Genomic DNA, 15,831 nt, shown 5'->3' on the forward strand with positions numbered 1-15,831 from the left:
CTGATCGTCGGCTCGCTGGCTATTCCGGTGGTGTTGTGGCTGCTGCTGGTCTGGGCTGGCGTACTGCGCTGAAGCACTCTTCGGGGGAATGGCCCTGAGCCTTGGGCCATTCCTCCCAACTGCACCGATAGCCAATCCTCTAAAATTTCGCTCTTTGGTCAAAGCAGAGTTTGATTCGGCCAACGCGCCTTTCCTACTCTTTATTCACCACTGACCACTCACAGAATTTAAGCGTCCGGGCGCTGCTTTCCCGGCAGAGTGGGTGGGCCACCAAACTGCGTGCGGCGCAATTCGGCCATTTTGATGTCGTTGCGGCCTTGCCGTTTGGCGGCGTACATGGCGGCGTCGGCGCGGGTCAGGATGTCGTCGGGGTGATCGCCGGGGCGGGCGGTGGCCACCCCGAAACTGGCGGTCAGGCCGTCGACTGCGCCGTAACGCTGTTCGCGCAACTGGGCCCGCAACAGGTCGAGCATGGCGCGTACCTGTGGAGCAGGCAGCGGGGGCAACACCAGCAAAAATTCCTCGCCCCCCCAGCGGGCGGCCAGTCCCTCGGAAGGCAGGTGGCTGCGGGCCGCACTCGACACGCCCTTCAGCACCAAGTCGCCTGTGGCGTGGCCGTGCTGATCGTTGACGGCCTTGAAGTGATCGAGGTCGAACAGCACCAGCGTGAACGGCTGTTTGCGGGCGTACAGGGCGGCCAGATGCTCCTCGGCGGCGCGGCGGTTGGCTAGGCCAGTCAGGGCGTCGGTATAGGCGGCGGCGCGGGCGGCCAGCAACTGCATGCGCTGAAAGCTGAACGTGCCCTGCACCGCCACCATGACGCCGCCCACCAGCAAAAACTGCACCACCGCGCCCACCAGCCGGGGATTGGGCTCCAGTTGCAACAGGGCGTACAGGTGAAGCCCACTAATCAGCGCCGACAGGCCGAACAAACCGCCCGCTACCACCACTGCCCGGCGGGCCGGAAAGGTCAGGAAAGCGGCGGCATACAGCACCGCGAACCAGTAGGTGTTTTCGCTGAGGGTGGTATAGACTGGCACGAACACCAGAAACTGCTGGTTCAGAGCCAGCAGAAAATACACGGACGTGGCGATGTACACGATGCGGAAAGCCAAGCTGATGCTGATGCGGCGCAGGGTCAGGCCCACATCGAGCAGCACGAGGGTCAGGGCCAACAGCGGCAAGGCCACCCTGTCCAGCGGATCGAAGTCGGGAGCCTGCACCCACAGGGCCGCGCCCACGCCCACCGTACCCAGCAAGGTCAGCACCAGAAACATCCGGCGCTGCGTCAGCGTCCAGCGTTCGCCTTCAGAAGTGGGCGCAGGGCGAAACAGTTTCATACGCCTCCAGCCAGAGCGGGATGGGGCACAGTCTGGCGGCGGCTGGGAAAGAGGTTCAAGGACAACAGCAGTATAACTTCTTCCCACATCAAATGATTTAGAAAACCAAAGTCACCAATTCACGGCCTTCATCTAGGCTTGCTGAGAAAGAACTCTATGACTGGGCCAGTTTAAAGAGGCGTAGATAGACCAGCGTCCTCTCTCAGTTGGCTACTTCATGATGAACCCGGCAGCGAGCCTCGTAGCTTTCCTGTGCGCCCACCAGCACCACCGGATCGTCGAAGCGGGCCGGGCGGTCTCCGATCAGGCGTTGAGAACGGGTAGCGGGAGCGCCGCAGACCGTGCAGATGGCAGTCAGTTTTTCTACGCTTTCGGCGCGGGCCAGCAGTTCGGGCATAGGGCCAAAGGGTTCGGCACGGAAATCGAGGTCTAGGCCCGCCAGAATGACGCGCACGCCCTGAGCGGCCAGTTCCAGCGCGAGCGGCACCAGATCGGCCCCGAAAAACTGCACTTCATCTATGCCCACTACATCCGGCAGCACGCCACCGGGCAGGCCCAGCAGGGTAGTTTCGCTGCCGCCGTCCAGCGCCAGATTGCTGCGAATACCCGCCGCGTCGCGCACGGCAACGGCGTCTACGGTGCGCCCCGCATGGCTCGCCACTGCCGACAGGTGGTAGCGGTCATCCAGCAGCGGTTTGAAGACCCGTACCCGCTGCCGAGCAATGACCGCCCGCGTGACGCGGCGAATCAGTTCTTCGCTTTTGCCGCTGAACATGGGGCCGACAATGACCTCGAGGTGGCCGCCGTGATAGGGGGACTTGAGCACGGGGCCAAGTATAGGGGGCGCTGTGCGCCGGGGGTGGTGGGCGGATCGTGGAACGTGGGAACAGCGCAGGCGGGCAGAAATGTTAGGCTTTTAGGCTTGAGTTGTGGCAGCAGTCCTGAAAATCAATTTCGCGTCGCCACGATCCACGATCCGTTTCTCTATTTCTGCACGATCCACTTGTTCAGCAGCTTCTGATATTCCCCGTTGGCCTTCAATTTGGCTAAGGTGCGGTTGGCAGCGGCGGCCAAATCGCTGTTTTTGGCGAACACCATGCCGTAATCTTCGGCAGCCAAATCTTTGCCTGCCTGTGCAAACTGCCCCGGCAACCGCTTTTGCAAGTCGGTCACGGTGGGCGCGTCTCCGATCAGGGCGGCGATTCGGCCTGCACGCACGTCGGCTAAGCCTGCGGCAAAGTCGTCGTAGACCTTCAGCACCGCGCCTTTGGGCTTCAGCACGTCGCCTGCCACGTATTGCCCGGTGGTATTGGCCTGCACGCCAATGACCTTGCCCTTCACCTCGGCGGGCCAAGCGAACTTGCCGGGATTGCCGCCCCGCACGATAAACACCTGTGCGCTGCGGAAATAGGGCTGACTAAAGCTGACGACTTTGGCCCGCTCGGCCGTGATGGTGATGGCGCTCATGGCCATACCCACGCGCCCGGACGTGACCGATTGCGGCATCAGCGCCCCGAAGCCCACCGCCCGAATCTCCAACTTGACGCCCAGATCGCGGGCCACCGCACGGGCAATATCGATGTCGAAGCCCTGAATCTGGCCGTCCGGCCCCTTGAATTCGAAGGGAGTGAAGGTAGGATCGGTGCCCAGCACCAGCACGCCCTTGGCCTTGACCTGCGCGACGGTGGCGGCCACAGCAGAAGACGACAGGAGCAGGGCCGACAGCAGCAAGGCGGGTTTCATGCGTTCAGAATAAGCCCGCACCACACAGGCGGTACGCTGCACACATGGACAGCCCCGCGCCCTTGCCTTGGCCTGCGCCCAGCGATTTTGTGCATGGCGCACCCGTGCCGCCGCCCACCCAGTGGACTCGGCCCGGTCTGGTTATGACCTTCAATCTGGAATGTCCGGGCTGTGTGTCTCGCGGCATTCCGTTCCTGAAGCGCCTGCACGCCGAATTTGGGAAGCGGGCCGAGATATTGGCGCTGCATACCAGCCTCGGCCACCGTTTGCTGGAGCGGCCCGACGTGGAGCCGACATTGATCAAATTTGCCCAGCAGTTTGCACGCCTGCCTTTTCCGGTGGCGCTGGACGTGAGCGGCGACTTGGCCCGCGCTTGGCAGACGGAAGGCACGCCTCATACGTTGGCCTTCGCGGCGGGCGGCGAACTGCTGCGGAGCGTGTACGGCAGCCAAGACAACGCCCAAACGCGGCTGTGGTATCTGCTGGAAGAGCAGGTACAGGGCGCGGGTAATAAAAGCGTCTAAGGGTCTAGGGTCTAAGAGGCTAAGCACTGCGCTTCCCTCCTGTGGCCGAAAGCACATGCGTCACCCTTTGACGCCCCGCTGGGAGACAATGACCGCGTGACTTCCTCTCCCGTTCCCCGCCAAGTCCGCCTAAATACCCTGCTTTCACTGAGCGCCGCCGATGCTCTGGGCGCGGCCACCGAATTCAAGACGCCCGCCGCGATCCGCGCCCACTACGGTGACACGTTTACCGACTACCAGCCCGGTAGTGTGTTCGGCTTTGCCCCCGGTGAGGCCACCGACGATAGCCAGATGGTGGCGGCGACCCTGCTGGGATATGCCAAGCAACAAGGGCTGGAAGGTGTGCTGGCGGGCCTGCAAGACTGGATCGCCACTGGCCCGCCCGATGTGGGTGGCCTCACCCGCGACGCGCTGAGAAAGCGTGGGTTGGACGGCGGCGCACGCGCTTGGGCCAGCAGCAATTTCCAGAGCGCGGGCAACGGCGGTTTGATGCGAATTGCGGCGGTCTGGATTGCGGGTTATACCGAAGAAGAATTGGCCCACGAATCGGCGTTGGTCACGGCCCTGACTCACGCCGACCCCCGTTGCGTCCATGCCAGCGTCTTTTTCACCGCCTTCTTGGACGCCCTGCACCGAGGCACGGAGTACACCGACGCCGCAGAACTAGCCCTGAAGGTGATGGACAATCTGGATGCCCGCGCCGTGCTGCTGGAGCGCGATGTTTTCACGGTGAGCGGCAGGGAGGCCATCAACACGTTTCATGCCCAAGACCGCGACGCCCGCACGCAAGTTCGCGCCCGCGTGCGGGACGGCTTGGCGGGCAACATCCACTCTCAGAGCGGCTATGTGCTGGATACCCTGCAAGCGGCGGTGGCCCACGCCCGCGCCGACTCGTGGCAAGCCTGCGTAGAACCCGCCGTGCTGCTGGGCAACGACAGCGACACGGTGGCCTGCGTGGTGGGCGCGGTGGCCGGGGCGCGTGGCCTGAGCGTGCCACCCCATCTGCTGCCCCCACTTCGGCTGGGCCACTCTTGGGCAGGCTGGCAGCGCGAGTGGAGTTGCGCGGAGGGATTTGAAGACCTTCTGAAGTCATGACCGACGCAGAGTTCCTCCGAGTCGTGAAGCTGAATCCGGTGAACGCAGCGATTCTAGACCGCCTAGCGCAACTAGAGCCGTTTGCGCCGCAAGTTCATCTGGTGGCCGGGGCGCTGTTTCAGACGGTGTGGAATGTGCAGAGTGGGCAAGCACCGCAAACGGACATCCGCGATTACGACCTGTTCTATTGGCATCCGGACACCACTTATGAAGCCGAAGACGCCGTGATTGGCCGGGCATCTGACCTGTTCAGTGATCTGGGCGTGCGGATTGAGGTCAGGAATCAGGCCCGCGTTCACCTGTGGTTCAGGGAAAAATACGGGCTGTCGCGCCCGCCGCTGACCAGTGCCCGCGACGGTGTGCTGCAATTTTTAGTGGAATGCACCTGCGTGGGCATTGACGCGGCAGGCGAACTGTACGCGCCGTATGGCCTGCACGATCTGGCGGCGGGCGTGCTGCGGCCCAATGCCCTGAACCACACGCCCGAACTGTACGCGGCCAAAGCCCACGATTACCGCCAGCGTTGGCCTTGGCTGCGGGAGGCCCAAACTCAGGTGGTAGAAACGCGGCCTCAGCCCGGATGACGTGAATCCGCGAAGCTCTGCTGGGCGCTGAAATCTCCGCGCAGTTTTTCGTACTGGCCGTCGCCTTGCAGTTCCCACGAGCCGCGAGTGTCGGCCCATTCGGTATTCAGAATCCGCAGGAACTGATCGCGGTGGGTGTCGTCCAGCACGGGCGCGATCACCTCTACGCGGCGGTCAAGGTTGCGGCTCATCCAGTCGGCACTGCCGAAATACACTTCGGGCTGGCCTGCGTTGCCAAAGGCATAAATACGGGCGTGTTCCAGATACCGCCCCAGCAGACTGCGGACGCGAATGGTTTCCGACAGGCCCGGCAAACCCGGACGCAGGCAGCACACACCGCGCAGGATCAGTTCTATTCGAACGCCCGCACCCGCTGCCCGGTACAGCGCTTCGATCATGCCGGGGTCGGTCAGGCTGTTCACCTTGATGCGTGCCCAAGCCTCGTGTCCGGCGCGGGCGTGTTCGGCCTCGCGGTCAAGCAGCATCTCGAAGCCGCTGCGGGCGGTGTCGGGGGCCACCAACAGGTGCGTGTATTCGGCTTCGGCGTACCCGGTCAGGTGATTGAACAGCTCCGCAATGTCAGCCCCCAGATTCGGGTCGGCGCTGAGCAGGCTGAGGTCGGTGTACAGGCGGGCGGTTTTGGGGTTGTAATTCCCGGTACCCACATGCACGTAACGCCGCAAACCGCCCTCCTCGCGCCGCACGATCAGGGTCACTTTGGCGTGGGTTTTCAGGCCCGCCATGCCGTACACCACGTGCGCCCCGGCCCGCTCCAGCTTGCGTGCCCAACTGATATTGCGCTGCTCGTCAAAACGGGCCTTCAGTTCGATCAGGGCCACCACCTGCTTGCCGTTTTCGGCGGCGGTGCGGAGTGCGCCCAGCAAGCGCGGATCGTCGCCCGTGCGGTAGAGGGTCTGTTTGATCGCCAACACCTGCGGGTCACGCGAGGCTTCCTCCACAAAGTTCAGCACGTTGGAAAAGCTGTCGTAGGGATGGTGCAGCACCACGTCGCCCCGGCGGATGGTATCGAACATGCCGTCTTCATCGTCGCCGTCGAGGTCAGGCACGGCTGGCACGAAGTCGGGGAAGGCCAGATCGGGGCGCTTGACGGGCAGGAACATCAGATCAGCCGTTCCCAACGGGCCTTCCAGCATAAAAATATCTTTGTGATCCAGCCGCAGCCGCTCTTGCAAGAAGGTGATGATCTCGGCGGGCGTGTCGCGCATCATTTCCAGCCGCACCGCAGACCCGAAACGGCGGCGGCGCAACCCGTCTTCAATGGTGGCCAGCAGGTCTTCGGCTTCTTCTTCCTCGAACTCGTAATCGGTGTTGCGGGTCACGCGGAACACGTGCGCGGCCAGCACGTTGCGGCCCTTAAACAGCTCCCCGATGTGGGCGGCGATCACGTCCTCTAGCAGCAGCAGGGCGTCGCCGACTGGCACGATGCGGGGCAGCACGCCCACCGGAATCTTCACGCGGGCAAAATCGGGGTCTTCGCCCTCTCCGGCGTCCAGCAGCACGGCCAAATTCAGACTCAGGTTGCTGAGGTACGGAAAGGGATGGCTGGGGTCTACCACCAGCGGCGTCAGCACCGGCTGGATTTCGGAGAGGTAATGCTCCCGCAATTGCGCCCGCGCCCGCTTGCCCAGCTCGGCCACACGCACCAGCCGCACGCCCTCGGCAGCCAGATCACGCAGGGTTTTTCGGGCGGCCTTCTCGATTTCGCGCAACATGGTATGCGTCCGGTCACGCACCATATCCAGCGTCTGACGCGGAGAAAGTCCATCGGGGCCGGGGGTCTGCACGCCCGCCGCGATCTGGCGGTGGACGCCCGCCACGCGCACCATAAAAAACTCATCCAAATTGCTGCCGCAGATGGCCGCGTACTTCAGGCGCTCCAGCGGCGGATTGCGCTTGTCGCGGGCTTCCGAGAGAACGCGCTCATTGAAGGCCAGCCAAGACAACTCGCGGTTCAGAAACTGGCTGCCCTCGTTCGCCACCGTGGACATCGTGCGAATGGCCGCGAGCAGAGGATCAGCGACGGCTGCGGCTTTGGCTGCCTTTTTGCCTGCGGCCTTGCCCCGGCCCTTTTTGGCAGGCGCATCGGCATTCAGGGCGGCAGCGGTGCTGGCGGGGGCAGTCTTGGTGGGCGCAGGGTTGGCAGTCGCAGAATCGGCGGACACAGTTCTCTCTCCTCGGTAGGCGGCGCACCCTTTGGCAAGGCAGCACGCGCAAGACAGGCTCAATACAATCACAGCCGCGTCAACACGGCGTCAGTTGCGTGTGCTGAGCGTACCAGAGGAAGGATGAAAAAACGCGCAGCAGGCTAAAAAAAGCCGTCTGCGCGGAGGAAAGGTAAATGGTTGGTCAGGTTGGGGGGACTCAGCGTGTTCTTAAGCGGCGTGTCTTGCCAAGATAATTCGACACTCTCCTCGCTCAGCACTTGTTACACCAAATCTATCTTCATACCACTTGTAGAATGATTCTATTGTCGACTCGATTCTTGTTCTCGTATCCACTGTTTGAGATAAATGGCAAGATGAGCTTTGAGTTCTTCAATAGTTTTGATATAGAGATCGTACCCAGTATCAAACGCATTCTCCAAAGAAAATTCGGTCATAGAATAAGACCTGATGCCCCAAAACTCAGCGTCATCTGCATAAAAGTTCTTGATATAAACATCTTTTTGATGATCGAAAAGACTCAGGACAATCTCATATGCTATATCATGGTCAAAAAACTCAATCTGGATAATAAAACCCAGATTCATACCAGCAATACAATCAATTAACTCTAAATAACTCTTCATGACTCACCCTAAGACATCGCCTCTGGAAATCGTTGATCGTAAATTCTCGAATTGGAAAGATGAGCTACTTATAGCGTCTTCGTGTGCATCAATCCGATTGATGATATTCACAACGAACAAAAGAGGACGGCAACACCTACCCTCGCCGTCCCCTTTTTGCTTCTTTACACCCGCCGCAGCAACAGCGCCGCGTTTTGCCCGCCGAAGGCGAACGAGTTGCTCAGGGCGTATTCAACTTGCATTTGCCGCGCCCCTTCCGGGATGTAATCCAAGTCCAGCGCCGGGTCTTCATCGCCCGCGAGATTGATGGTGGGGGGCAAAATGCCGTCTTTGAGGGCCTGCGCGACGGCAATAGCTTCGATGGCTCCCGCCGCGCCCAGCAGATGCCCGGTCATGGATTTGGTGGAGGACACCGCCAACTTGTGGGCATGATCGCCAAACACGGCCTTGATACCCTGCGTTTCGTGGAGGTCATTGAAGTGCGTGCTCGTGCCGTGCGCGTTGATGTAGCCCACCTGATCGGGGTTGACGCCCGCCGTCGCGAGGGCCATTCTCATGGCAACCTGTGCGCCGCGTCCTTCGGGGGCAGGCATGGTGATGTGGTGCGCGTCGGCGCTGGTGCCGTAGCCCACGACTTCGGCGTAGATGGTGGCCCCGCGTGCCTTGGCCTTCTCGTACTCTTCCAGAATGACCACGCCCGCGCCTTCGCCCAGCACGAAGCCGTCGCGGCCCGCAGCAAAAGGACGGCTGGCAGTCTGGGGATCGTCGTTGCGAGTACTGAGGGCCTTCATGTTGGAGAATCCGCCGATGGCGATGGGCGTAATGGCTGCTTCCGAGCCGCCCGCGATCATCACGTCGGCCAAGCCAAGCTGGATGTAGCGGGCCGCGTCGCCAATGGCCCCGGTTCCGGTGGCGCAGGCCGTGACCACCGTGCTGCTTGGCCCAGTGGCCCCAAAGCGCATCGCCACATGCCCCGACGCCATGTTGGCGATCATCATCGGAACGAACATGGGGCTGATGCGGCCTGCCCCGCGCTCGAACAGCACCTGCGACTGGTCTTCAAAGGTTTTGACTCCGCCGATGCCGCTGCCCACCAGTGTTCCAGTGCGCTCGCCACGCAGTTCTTCGGCGCTCAGACCGCTGTCGGCCACCGCCAGATCTGCCCCAGCCAACGCCAATTGAACATAGCGATCCATCTTGCGGGCCTCGCGGGGGTCTATGTAGGCGTCGAGGCTCTCATTGACCTCGCCCGCGATCTTGCTGGCCGTGCTAGCCGTATCAAAGTGTGTGATAGAGGCGATGCCGCTCTTGCCTGCCCGCTGCGCCTGTGCATAGGCCGCCGCGCCCAGACCGATAGGCGTCACTGGCCCGACTCCTGTAATAACCACCCGTTTTAAGCCTGTAATTGCCATGCCGTACCTCCGAAATCGGGGGCCAGCTTAGGCCCCAGCCTGTGTAACCTGCTCTAAATCTTGCCCTAACGTGTTGCCCTACAACAGCGGGCGGGAAACGGCTTTCACCGCACCCGCCCTGCCCGCCTGCACTCCAGATCAACCAGCCATCTGAAACGCTGACGGCCCGTTTACTGCTTGCTCTCGATAAAGGAGACGGCGGCCTGCACGGTGCGGATGCTTTCGGCATCTTCATCGCTGATGGTCACGCCGAACTTGTCTTCCAGACCCATGATCAGTTCCACGGTTTCGAGGCTGTCTGCACCCAAGTCTTCTACGAAACGCGCTTCAGGGGTTACCTTTTCCGCGTCTACACCGAGTTTCTCCACGATCACTTCTTTTACGTCGTCAAAAGTTGCCATAGTCAAATACCTCCCTAGATTGAAGTCTGCGCCAGTCTACACGCGGCGCGGCGCAGGAGCGGCTTTTCTGAACGGGGTTCAAAGGCGGGCAGGTGGGCTTGCGGAGCTATTTTTCCCCACTCAGTGCGGATACAACCCGCCGTCTACCCCGATCACCTGCGCGGTGATGTAGGCGGCGGCGTCGCTGGCGAGGAAGGCCACCACAGCCGCTACCTCGTCCGGCTGACCGAAACGGGCCAGCGGAATGCCGCCCAGATAGGCCGTGCGGGTCGCTTCCGGCAGGGCCGCCGTCATATCGCTTTCTATGAAGCCGGGGGCCACCGCATTCACGGTGATGCCGCGCCCGCCGTATTCCTTCGCCAGTGCTTTGGTCAGCCCGATGAGTCCGGCTTTACTGGCCACATAGTTGGCCTGTCCGGGGTTGCCCATTAAGCCCACCACGCTGGCAATATTGATGATTCGGCCTGAACGCGCCCGCATCATGTGCTTCAGGGCGGCGCGGCTGGCGGTAAACGCACTGGTCAGATTGGTGTCCAGCACGGCGTTCCAGTCCTCGTCCTTCATGCGGACGGCCAAAGTATCGCGGGTAATTCCGGCATTGTTCACCAGCACATCCAGGCGGCCAAACGCGGCGATGACCTGCTCCACCAAGGCTCCGGCGTTGGCGGGCGTGGTCAGGTCGGCCCCGAACACCTGCGCGGTGACGCCGTGTGCGCGGGCAGTGTCGGCCACTTTTTCGGCCTCGGCGGCGTTGCGGCCATAGTGAATGGCGACGTCAAAGCCAGCGGCGGCCAGTTGCAGGGCCATCGCGCGGCCTAAGCCCCGGCTACTGCCAGTGACGAGGGCGACTTTGCGGGTTGGGGTGGGTTGAGCGTCGGTCATGCGTTCTCCATGTTGGTCTTATTCTGCACGCCCGCCTGATGGTGGGCGTTGTGGTACAGCGTAAACAACAGCATTTCCCGCACGCTGAGCGGGCCGAGAGCGGGATGCGCCAGCGTGTGGGAATCCAGATCGGCGTCGCTCCAGCCCCGCACTTGGGCCTGCAAGGTGTCCAGCGTTTGCCCATATTCGGCCAACAGTTCGGCCTGATTTCCCTGCGGATCGGGCAGAAAGCGGCCAGACGCTTTGACGCCTGTGGCGAGGGTTTCCCGGTACAGCGCCTGCATTTCGGGATACGAGCGGGAAGGCTGCGTGGCGTTGCGGGCGGGCAGGCGGTCACGGGGCAACGCGAGGGCGGAGGCCACAGGCTGATTGGAGACGATCAGATGGTGCAGATGATGGGCAGGAGACCACGTTTCCGCGTTGCCGTGCGTGAATTGTTGGGGGGACAGGCTTGCAAAGAACGCGCCAACTTCTTCCCGTGTCTCAGCCAACGCCGCCACAATCTCTGGCTGCGTAAACGGATCGCTCATAGCGCGAACGCTTCGAGCTGCGCCGCTGTGCCCACATTCATGGTGCGGGCGTCGGGCAAAATGCGCTTGACTAAGCCCGTCAACACCGTTCCGGGGCCAAATTCGATGAACACTTCTGCGCCCGCGTCGGCCAACGCCCGAATGGTTTCCACCCAGCGCACGCTGCCCGTAATTTGGGCGGCCAGCAGTTCGGGCAAGGCGGCGGGCGCGGCTCCGGCTTCGGCGGTCACGTTGGCATACACCGGAAAGGCCAGCGGCGCAAACGGCGTGTCGCTGAGGGCGGGGGCCAGTCCTGCGGCGGCGGGCTGCATCAGGGCGCAGTGAAACGGAGCGCTGACCTTCAGAGGAATGACCTTCAGGCCGCGTGCTTTCAGTTCGGCGCTGGCCGCGTCTACCGCAGTCTTTTCGCCCGAAATGACAGTCTGGGTGGGCGCGTTGAAGTTCGCAGGCTGCACGATGCCGGAACTGGCCGCGCAGACTTCCAGCACGGCGGCAGGATCGCCCATCACGGCGCACATGGCCCCCACACCCACCGGGACGGCTTGCTGCATTCGTTCGCCCCGTTCGCGGGTCAGGCGCAGGGCGTCGGGGAGGCTCAGCGATCCGGCAGCCACCAACGCCGAATACTCACCGAGGCTGTGGCCTGCGCCAAAATCGGGGGTCAGTCCGGTCTGGGCCACCCACGCCCGGTACGCCGCCACCGACGCGGCCACCAGTGCAGGCTGTTGGTTGGCGGTCAGGGTCAGGTCTTCCAGTGGGCCAGTTTCGATCAGGGCACGCAGCCCCGGCAAAGTCGCTTCGGCCTGCGCGTACACGGCTTCGGCGGCAGCAGAGGCGGCGGTCAGGTCAGCGCCCATGCCCACCGAATGCGACCCCTGACCGGGGAACAGAGCCGCTATTTTGGGCTTTGCAGAGGTCATACCGACACCGCTTCCGGCTCGGCCTTGCCTGCCCAGTCGCGGGCCTGCACGCTCGGCGCACCGCTCCACCATTTCAGGGTGGCCGCCGCCCAACTCAGGCCGCCGCCAAACGCCACCAGCAGGATTTGCTGCCCGTCCTTCACGCGCCCGTCGTCCACGGCTTCCTTCATGGCCAGCGGCACAGTGGCGCTAGAAGTGTTGCCGTAGCGGTCTAGGTTCATCACCATTTTGCTCATGGGAACGCCAAAGCGCTGGGCGGCGGCCTCGATGATCCGCACGTTGGCCTGATGGGGCACCACCCAGTCCACATCCTCGCTCTTCACCCCGCTCTTGGCGAGGACTTCCGCGCCGCTGTCGCCCAGCACCCGCACAGCAAATTTGAAGACTTCGCGGCCATTCATGCCCGTCCATTTGCCCATCGGGAAACCGCCGGGGAGTTGGTGGGCCAAGAAGCGGGAATACAGGCTGCTTCCGCCCGCGCTGTCTGCGCCCAGCACGAAATCCTGAAAACCGTAGCCCTCTGGCACGGGGCCGACGACGACTGCACCCGCACCGTCGCCAAACAGGATGGCGGTGTTGCGGTCATCCTGATCCACGATTTTGGTGATCGTTTCTGCGCCGATGATCAGCACGCGGCGGGCCATTCCGCCCAGAATCAGCCCCTGCGCCATGCCCAAGCCGTATACGAACCCGCTGCACGCCGTAGACAAATCGAACGCGCCCGCCCCCGCAAGGCCCACCTGTCCGGCAATCAGCGCCGCCGTAGAGGGGAACATGGCGTCCGGGCTGGCGGTGGCGCAAATCACCATATCCACGTCTTTCAGGCCGTCCGGGTCACGGGCCAGCAGGTCACGCACCGCGCCCAAGCCCACATCCGAAGTAAATTCGTCGGGCGCAGAAAAGCGGCGTTCCACGATCCCCGTGCGGGACTGAATCCATTCGGCGGTGGTGTCCATCCGCGCCTCGAATTCCTCGTTCTTGACCACGCGGGCGGGTGCAAAGGAGCCGAGGGCAGTAATGCCGATGCTGGGGCGAGAAGCGTGAAGGTCGGTCATGCCACCCACCGTAGCATTCTTTGAACGGACGTTCAATCAATTTTCTAGGAGTCTGAACGGGGTTCAAAATGGCTGGGGTGTTTGTGGGGTGTGCGGGAGGGCGTCTAGGGTCTGAGGTTCTAAGGAAAGGCAATCGCTGGCGCTCACTCACCCCCTCCCACCCTCCCGCCTCAAGGGAGAGGAGCAAAAGCCTAAGTTGCTCGCCCTTTCTTTTAGCCCTCGCCCCTTGCGGGAGAGGGGCGCTGTGAAACAGCGGGGTGAGGGGTGGTGAGCAAAGCGATTGCCTTTCCTTAGAAGCTCAGACCCTTGACCCTTAGACCAAGCCCCCAGCCCCCCGCCCCCGCACCACACAGCAAAAAAGAAGACCCGCCCCATCGGACGAGCCTTCTTCTGTTTACTTACGTCTCCCCGCTCAGCCTTCGCCGAACAGAGTTGACGTTCGAGGTGGATTACTCGGCTTTCTGGCCTTCGCCTTCAGGCTGAGTTCCTTCAGTCTGAACGGTTTCGGTCTGGGCAGCTTCGGCTTCCGCCGCGTCGGCCTGAGCTTCGTCAGACTGGGCAACTTCGGCGGGAGCGGCTTCGGCCACAGCGGGAGCCGTCAGTTGCGCGATGGCCAGTTGCAGGCCTTTTTCACGCAGCAGGGAGGCGTAGTAGTTGTTCAGGCCGTTTGGCCCTAACTGGGTACGCAGTTGCTGGGCCGTCATGTTGTTGGCCTGCGCCAGTCCGTTCATGGTCTGGTTGAACTCGGCGTCGCTGACCTGCACTTTCAGGTCTTCGGCCAATTGCTCCAGCGCCAAGTCACGGCGCACGCGGGTCTCGGCGTTCTTGGCGAGGTCGGCCATGAACTCGTCGAGCTTGCCCTGTTCCTGCATAAAGCTCTCGTACTCGCCCCACTGCACGCCCTGACGGCCAAGGTCGTCCTTGATCTCGGCCATCATGCTTTCGCGGCGGGTGTCCAGCAGTGCGCGGGGAATCTCCACGCTCATGCCTTCTACAAGGTGAGTGATGAACTCTTCGCGGCGGGCGGTGTCGCCTTCTTGCCGGGCGCGGCGCTCCAGTTCGGCCTTCAGGTCGGTGCGCAGGCGCTCCAAGTTGTCAAAGTTCAAGCTGGCGGCAAACGCGTCGTCAAGCTCCTGAAGTTGCTTGGTCTTCACGTCTTGCACGACGACTGTGACCGTATGCTCGGCGTGTTCGTGGTCGCCGTGCTGGTGGGCCGGAACCGTGATTTCCACGGTGTCACCCTTATGCTTGCCCAGCAGGGCTTCGCGCACGTGCGCTTCGGCTACGTCGAGGTACACGGGGTACGTGCCGCCCTCTTCGCCCTGCTCCTCGATGGTCACCTGATCGGTGGCTTCGATGGCGCGTTCGACGCTTTCGAAGGTGGCGTTGCGCTCTTGAAGGTCGGCCAAGGTACGGCCCAGCACTTCGTCGGTGATTTCGGGGGAGGTGGCCGTGATGCTCGCGGCCTTCCAGTCACCCAGCGTCACGGCGGGGTAGGTTTCGCCCTTCACGGTGAAGTCGAAGGACTGCCCACTGACCACGTCGGCGGGGTCAATGGTGGCGTCCACGAGGTTGAGTTTCAGGTCGCGTGCGCCCTGCGGGTAATGCACCTGAAGGAGTCGGTCACGCACTTCCTGCTCCACGTATCCCTTGCCCACGCGGCCTTCCAGCACCTTGCGGGGGGCCTTGCCGGGCCGGAAGCCGGGAACGCGCACGTCACGGGCGAGACCCGCCCACACTTGCTCATAGGCGCGGTTGACCTCGGCGGCGGGAACCGTGACCTTAAACTCGACTTTGTTGCCTTCTCTGCTGATCAGCTCTGCCATACGTCTCCCGTCTTGATACCGGACACGCGGCCCCGTGTGGGGGCGGCCCGGCACCCTCGTTGTGTGTGATTCTGCCGCCTGCGCCACTTCAAACCCTCAGACATGGTTCTGCCCAAGGCCTGCATCGTGGGCGCGGCATGCCCGGCGCATCATAATGCTTTTCTGGTGGGAGGGCACTGCTCTAACCCCGGCCATCAGGTGTGTTGATACTACAAAGGCCGTCAAAGAGTTTAGCTGAAAACAGTTAGGCATAGGCCACAGGGCAAAGGGAATCAAAAGAGAGGGGCAGCCTCTCCAGTGGAAAAGCCGCCCTGACCGCCTCATCTTGCCCGACTCTGTGGTGCGAGAAAAGGGACTTGAACCCTCACTCCTTCCGGAACCAGATCCTAAATCTGGCGCGTCTACCAATTCCGCCATCCCCGCACGGGATACCTGCTATAGCTGGAGCAGCTAAAAAGAAGAAACCCCAACACAGACCTTCGCCTGAGCCGGGGCATTTTTGGGGTGGATTATGGGACTTGAACCCACGGCCTCCGCTGCCACAGAGCGGCGCTCTAACCAACTGAGCTAAACCCACCACAGCCACTATCTATCAGCCAACACTGCTGTCAGCCAATACTGACCTTGCCGCCTTCACAGGCTTGTACATCTTAGAGAAGCGGGAGGCGACTGTCAACGGGCAAGGCAGGGAGTAGGCCAATCGGCGTGCG

At 62.3% G+C, this 15,831-nt stretch carries 15 protein-coding genes and 2 tRNA genes; 3 read left to right on the forward strand and 14 right to left on the reverse strand.

The window, feature by feature from the left end:
* Positions 1 to 227: 227 nt before the first annotated feature.
* The 3 genes from SU48_RS11480 to SU48_RS11490 form a co-directional block, all read right to left on the reverse strand.
* On the reverse strand, positions 228 to 1,340 hold the full coding sequence (locus SU48_RS11480) for a GGDEF domain-containing protein (protein WP_231881618.1): 1,113 nt from the start codon (positions 1,338 to 1,340) through the stop codon (positions 228 to 230).
* A 202-nt stretch (positions 1,341 to 1,542) separates the two neighbouring features.
* On the reverse strand, positions 1,543 to 2,166 hold the full coding sequence (locus SU48_RS11485) for a thymidine kinase (protein WP_064015361.1): 624 nt from the start codon (positions 2,164 to 2,166) through the stop codon (positions 1,543 to 1,545).
* A gap of 158 nt (positions 2,167 to 2,324) precedes the next feature.
* On the reverse strand, positions 2,325 to 3,083 hold the full coding sequence (locus SU48_RS11490; RefSeq protein WP_064015362.1) for an ABC transporter substrate-binding protein: 759 nt from the start codon (positions 3,081 to 3,083) through the stop codon (positions 2,325 to 2,327).
* Between the two features lie 44 nt (positions 3,084 to 3,127).
* Between SU48_RS11490 and SU48_RS11495 the strand changes: the two genes are divergently transcribed.
* The 3 genes from SU48_RS11495 (at position 3,128) to SU48_RS11505 (ending at position 5,286) form a co-directional block, all read left to right on the forward strand.
* Positions 3,128 to 3,607, forward strand: a complete 480-nt coding sequence (locus SU48_RS11495) for a peroxiredoxin family protein (RefSeq protein ID WP_064015363.1) — start codon at positions 3,128 to 3,130, stop codon at positions 3,605 to 3,607.
* Between the two features lie 96 nt (positions 3,608 to 3,703).
* A complete protein-coding gene (locus SU48_RS11500; protein ID WP_064015364.1) occupies positions 3,704 to 4,702 on the forward strand; it encodes an ADP-ribosylglycohydrolase family protein in 999 nt (332 codons plus the stop codon).
* Positions 4,699 to 5,286, forward strand: coding sequence for a nucleotidyltransferase family protein (locus SU48_RS11505; protein WP_064015365.1), 588 nt, complete (start codon positions 4,699 to 4,701; stop codon positions 5,284 to 5,286). Before SU48_RS11500 ends, SU48_RS11505 begins: the two co-directional genes overlap by 4 nt.
* On the opposite strand, the gene ppk1 is transcribed toward SU48_RS11505, so the two are convergent.
* From ppk1 to SU48_RS11560, 11 genes are all read right to left on the reverse strand, one after another.
* Positions 5,274 to 7,469 carry a polyphosphate kinase 1 gene (gene ppk1, locus SU48_RS11510; protein WP_064015366.1) on the reverse strand — a complete coding sequence of 732 codons (2,196 nt, stop codon included), beginning with the start codon at positions 7,467 to 7,469 and terminating at the stop codon, positions 5,274 to 5,276. The two genes, SU48_RS11505 and ppk1, sit on opposite strands and share 13 nt — an antisense overlap.
* Before the next feature lie 302 nt (positions 7,470 to 7,771).
* Positions 7,772 to 8,095 carry a hypothetical protein gene (locus SU48_RS11515; RefSeq protein ID WP_157451155.1) on the reverse strand — a complete coding sequence of 108 codons (324 nt, stop codon included), beginning with the start codon at positions 8,093 to 8,095 and terminating at the stop codon, positions 7,772 to 7,774.
* A 164-nt stretch (positions 8,096 to 8,259) separates the two neighbouring features.
* Positions 8,260 to 9,507, reverse strand: a complete 1,248-nt coding sequence (gene fabF, locus SU48_RS11520) for a beta-ketoacyl-ACP synthase II (protein ID WP_064015368.1) — start codon at positions 9,505 to 9,507, stop codon at positions 8,260 to 8,262.
* A gap of 170 nt (positions 9,508 to 9,677) precedes the next feature.
* Entirely contained in the window at positions 9,678 to 9,908 is a 231-nt protein-coding gene (acpP, locus tag SU48_RS11525) for an acyl carrier protein (RefSeq protein ID WP_064015369.1), read from the reverse strand.
* Positions 9,909 to 10,028: 120 nt separating this feature from the next.
* Positions 10,029 to 10,790 (reverse strand): 3-oxoacyl-[acyl-carrier-protein] reductase, encoded by a 762-nt coding sequence (gene fabG, locus SU48_RS11530; RefSeq protein WP_064015370.1) that lies wholly within the window; start codon positions 10,788 to 10,790, stop codon positions 10,029 to 10,031.
* Positions 10,787 to 11,320, reverse strand: a complete 534-nt coding sequence (locus SU48_RS11535) for a DinB family protein (protein ID WP_064015371.1) — start codon at positions 11,318 to 11,320, stop codon at positions 10,787 to 10,789. Before SU48_RS11535 ends, fabG begins: the two co-directional genes overlap by 4 nt.
* Positions 11,317 to 12,240 (reverse strand): ACP S-malonyltransferase, encoded by a 924-nt coding sequence (gene fabD, locus SU48_RS11540; RefSeq protein ID WP_064015372.1) that lies wholly within the window; start codon positions 12,238 to 12,240, stop codon positions 11,317 to 11,319. Before fabD ends, SU48_RS11535 begins: the two co-directional genes overlap by 4 nt.
* Positions 12,237 to 13,295: a beta-ketoacyl-ACP synthase III gene (locus SU48_RS11545; protein WP_064016025.1), complete on the reverse strand. Its 1,059-nt coding sequence runs from the start codon at positions 13,293 to 13,295 to the stop codon at positions 12,237 to 12,239. Before SU48_RS11545 ends, fabD begins: the two co-directional genes overlap by 4 nt.
* Positions 13,296 to 13,744: 449 nt before the next feature.
* A complete protein-coding gene (tig, locus tag SU48_RS11550; protein WP_064015373.1) occupies positions 13,745 to 15,121 on the reverse strand; it encodes a trigger factor in 1,377 nt (458 codons plus the stop codon).
* Positions 15,122 to 15,459: 338 nt separating this feature from the next.
* A tRNA-Leu gene (locus SU48_RS11555) sits at positions 15,460 to 15,544 on the reverse strand.
* A gap of 77 nt (positions 15,545 to 15,621) precedes the next feature.
* Positions 15,622 to 15,698 (reverse strand) — tRNA-His (locus tag SU48_RS11560).
* Positions 15,699 to 15,831 lie beyond the last annotated feature (133 nt).

It is taken from the genome of Deinococcus puniceus (genome assembly GCF_001644565.1).
GTDB lineage: Bacteria > Deinococcota > Deinococci > Deinococcales > Deinococcaceae > Deinococcus > Deinococcus puniceus.

Excerpts from the sequence above, each read along its gene's own strand:
- SU48_RS11505 (WP_064015365.1), top strand. The coding sequence starts at position 4,699 with ATGACCGACGCAGAGTTCCTCCGAGTCGTGAAGCTGAATCCGGTGAAC.
- SU48_RS11480 (WP_231881618.1), bottom strand. The coding sequence starts at position 1,340 with ATGAAACTGTTTCGCCCTGCGCCCACTTCTGAAGGCGAACGCTGGACG.
- fabG (WP_064015370.1), bottom strand. The coding sequence starts at position 10,790 with ATGACCGACGCTCAACCCACCCCAACCCGCAAAGTCGCCCTCGTCACT.
- SU48_RS11535 (WP_064015371.1), bottom strand. The coding sequence starts at position 11,320 with ATGAGCGATCCGTTTACGCAGCCAGAGATTGTGGCGGCGTTGGCTGAG.
- SU48_RS11490 (WP_064015362.1), bottom strand. The coding sequence starts at position 3,083 with ATGAAACCCGCCTTGCTGCTGTCGGCCCTGCTCCTGTCGTCTTCTGCT.
- tig (WP_064015373.1), bottom strand. The coding sequence starts at position 15,121 with ATGGCAGAGCTGATCAGCAGAGAAGGCAACAAAGTCGAGTTTAAGGTC.
- SU48_RS11515 (WP_157451155.1), bottom strand. The coding sequence starts at position 8,095 with ATGAAGAGTTATTTAGAGTTAATTGATTGTATTGCTGGTATGAATCTG.
- fabF (WP_064015368.1), bottom strand. The coding sequence starts at position 9,507 with ATGGCAATTACAGGCTTAAAACGGGTGGTTATTACAGGAGTCGGGCCA.
- SU48_RS11495 (WP_064015363.1), top strand. The coding sequence starts at position 3,128 with ATGGACAGCCCCGCGCCCTTGCCTTGGCCTGCGCCCAGCGATTTTGTG.
- SU48_RS11545 (WP_064016025.1), bottom strand. The coding sequence starts at position 13,295 with ATGACCGACCTTCACGCTTCTCGCCCCAGCATCGGCATTACTGCCCTC.
- fabD (WP_064015372.1), bottom strand. The coding sequence starts at position 12,240 with ATGACCTCTGCAAAGCCCAAAATAGCGGCTCTGTTCCCCGGTCAGGGG.
- acpP (WP_064015369.1), bottom strand. The coding sequence starts at position 9,908 with ATGGCAACTTTTGACGACGTAAAAGAAGTGATCGTGGAGAAACTCGGT.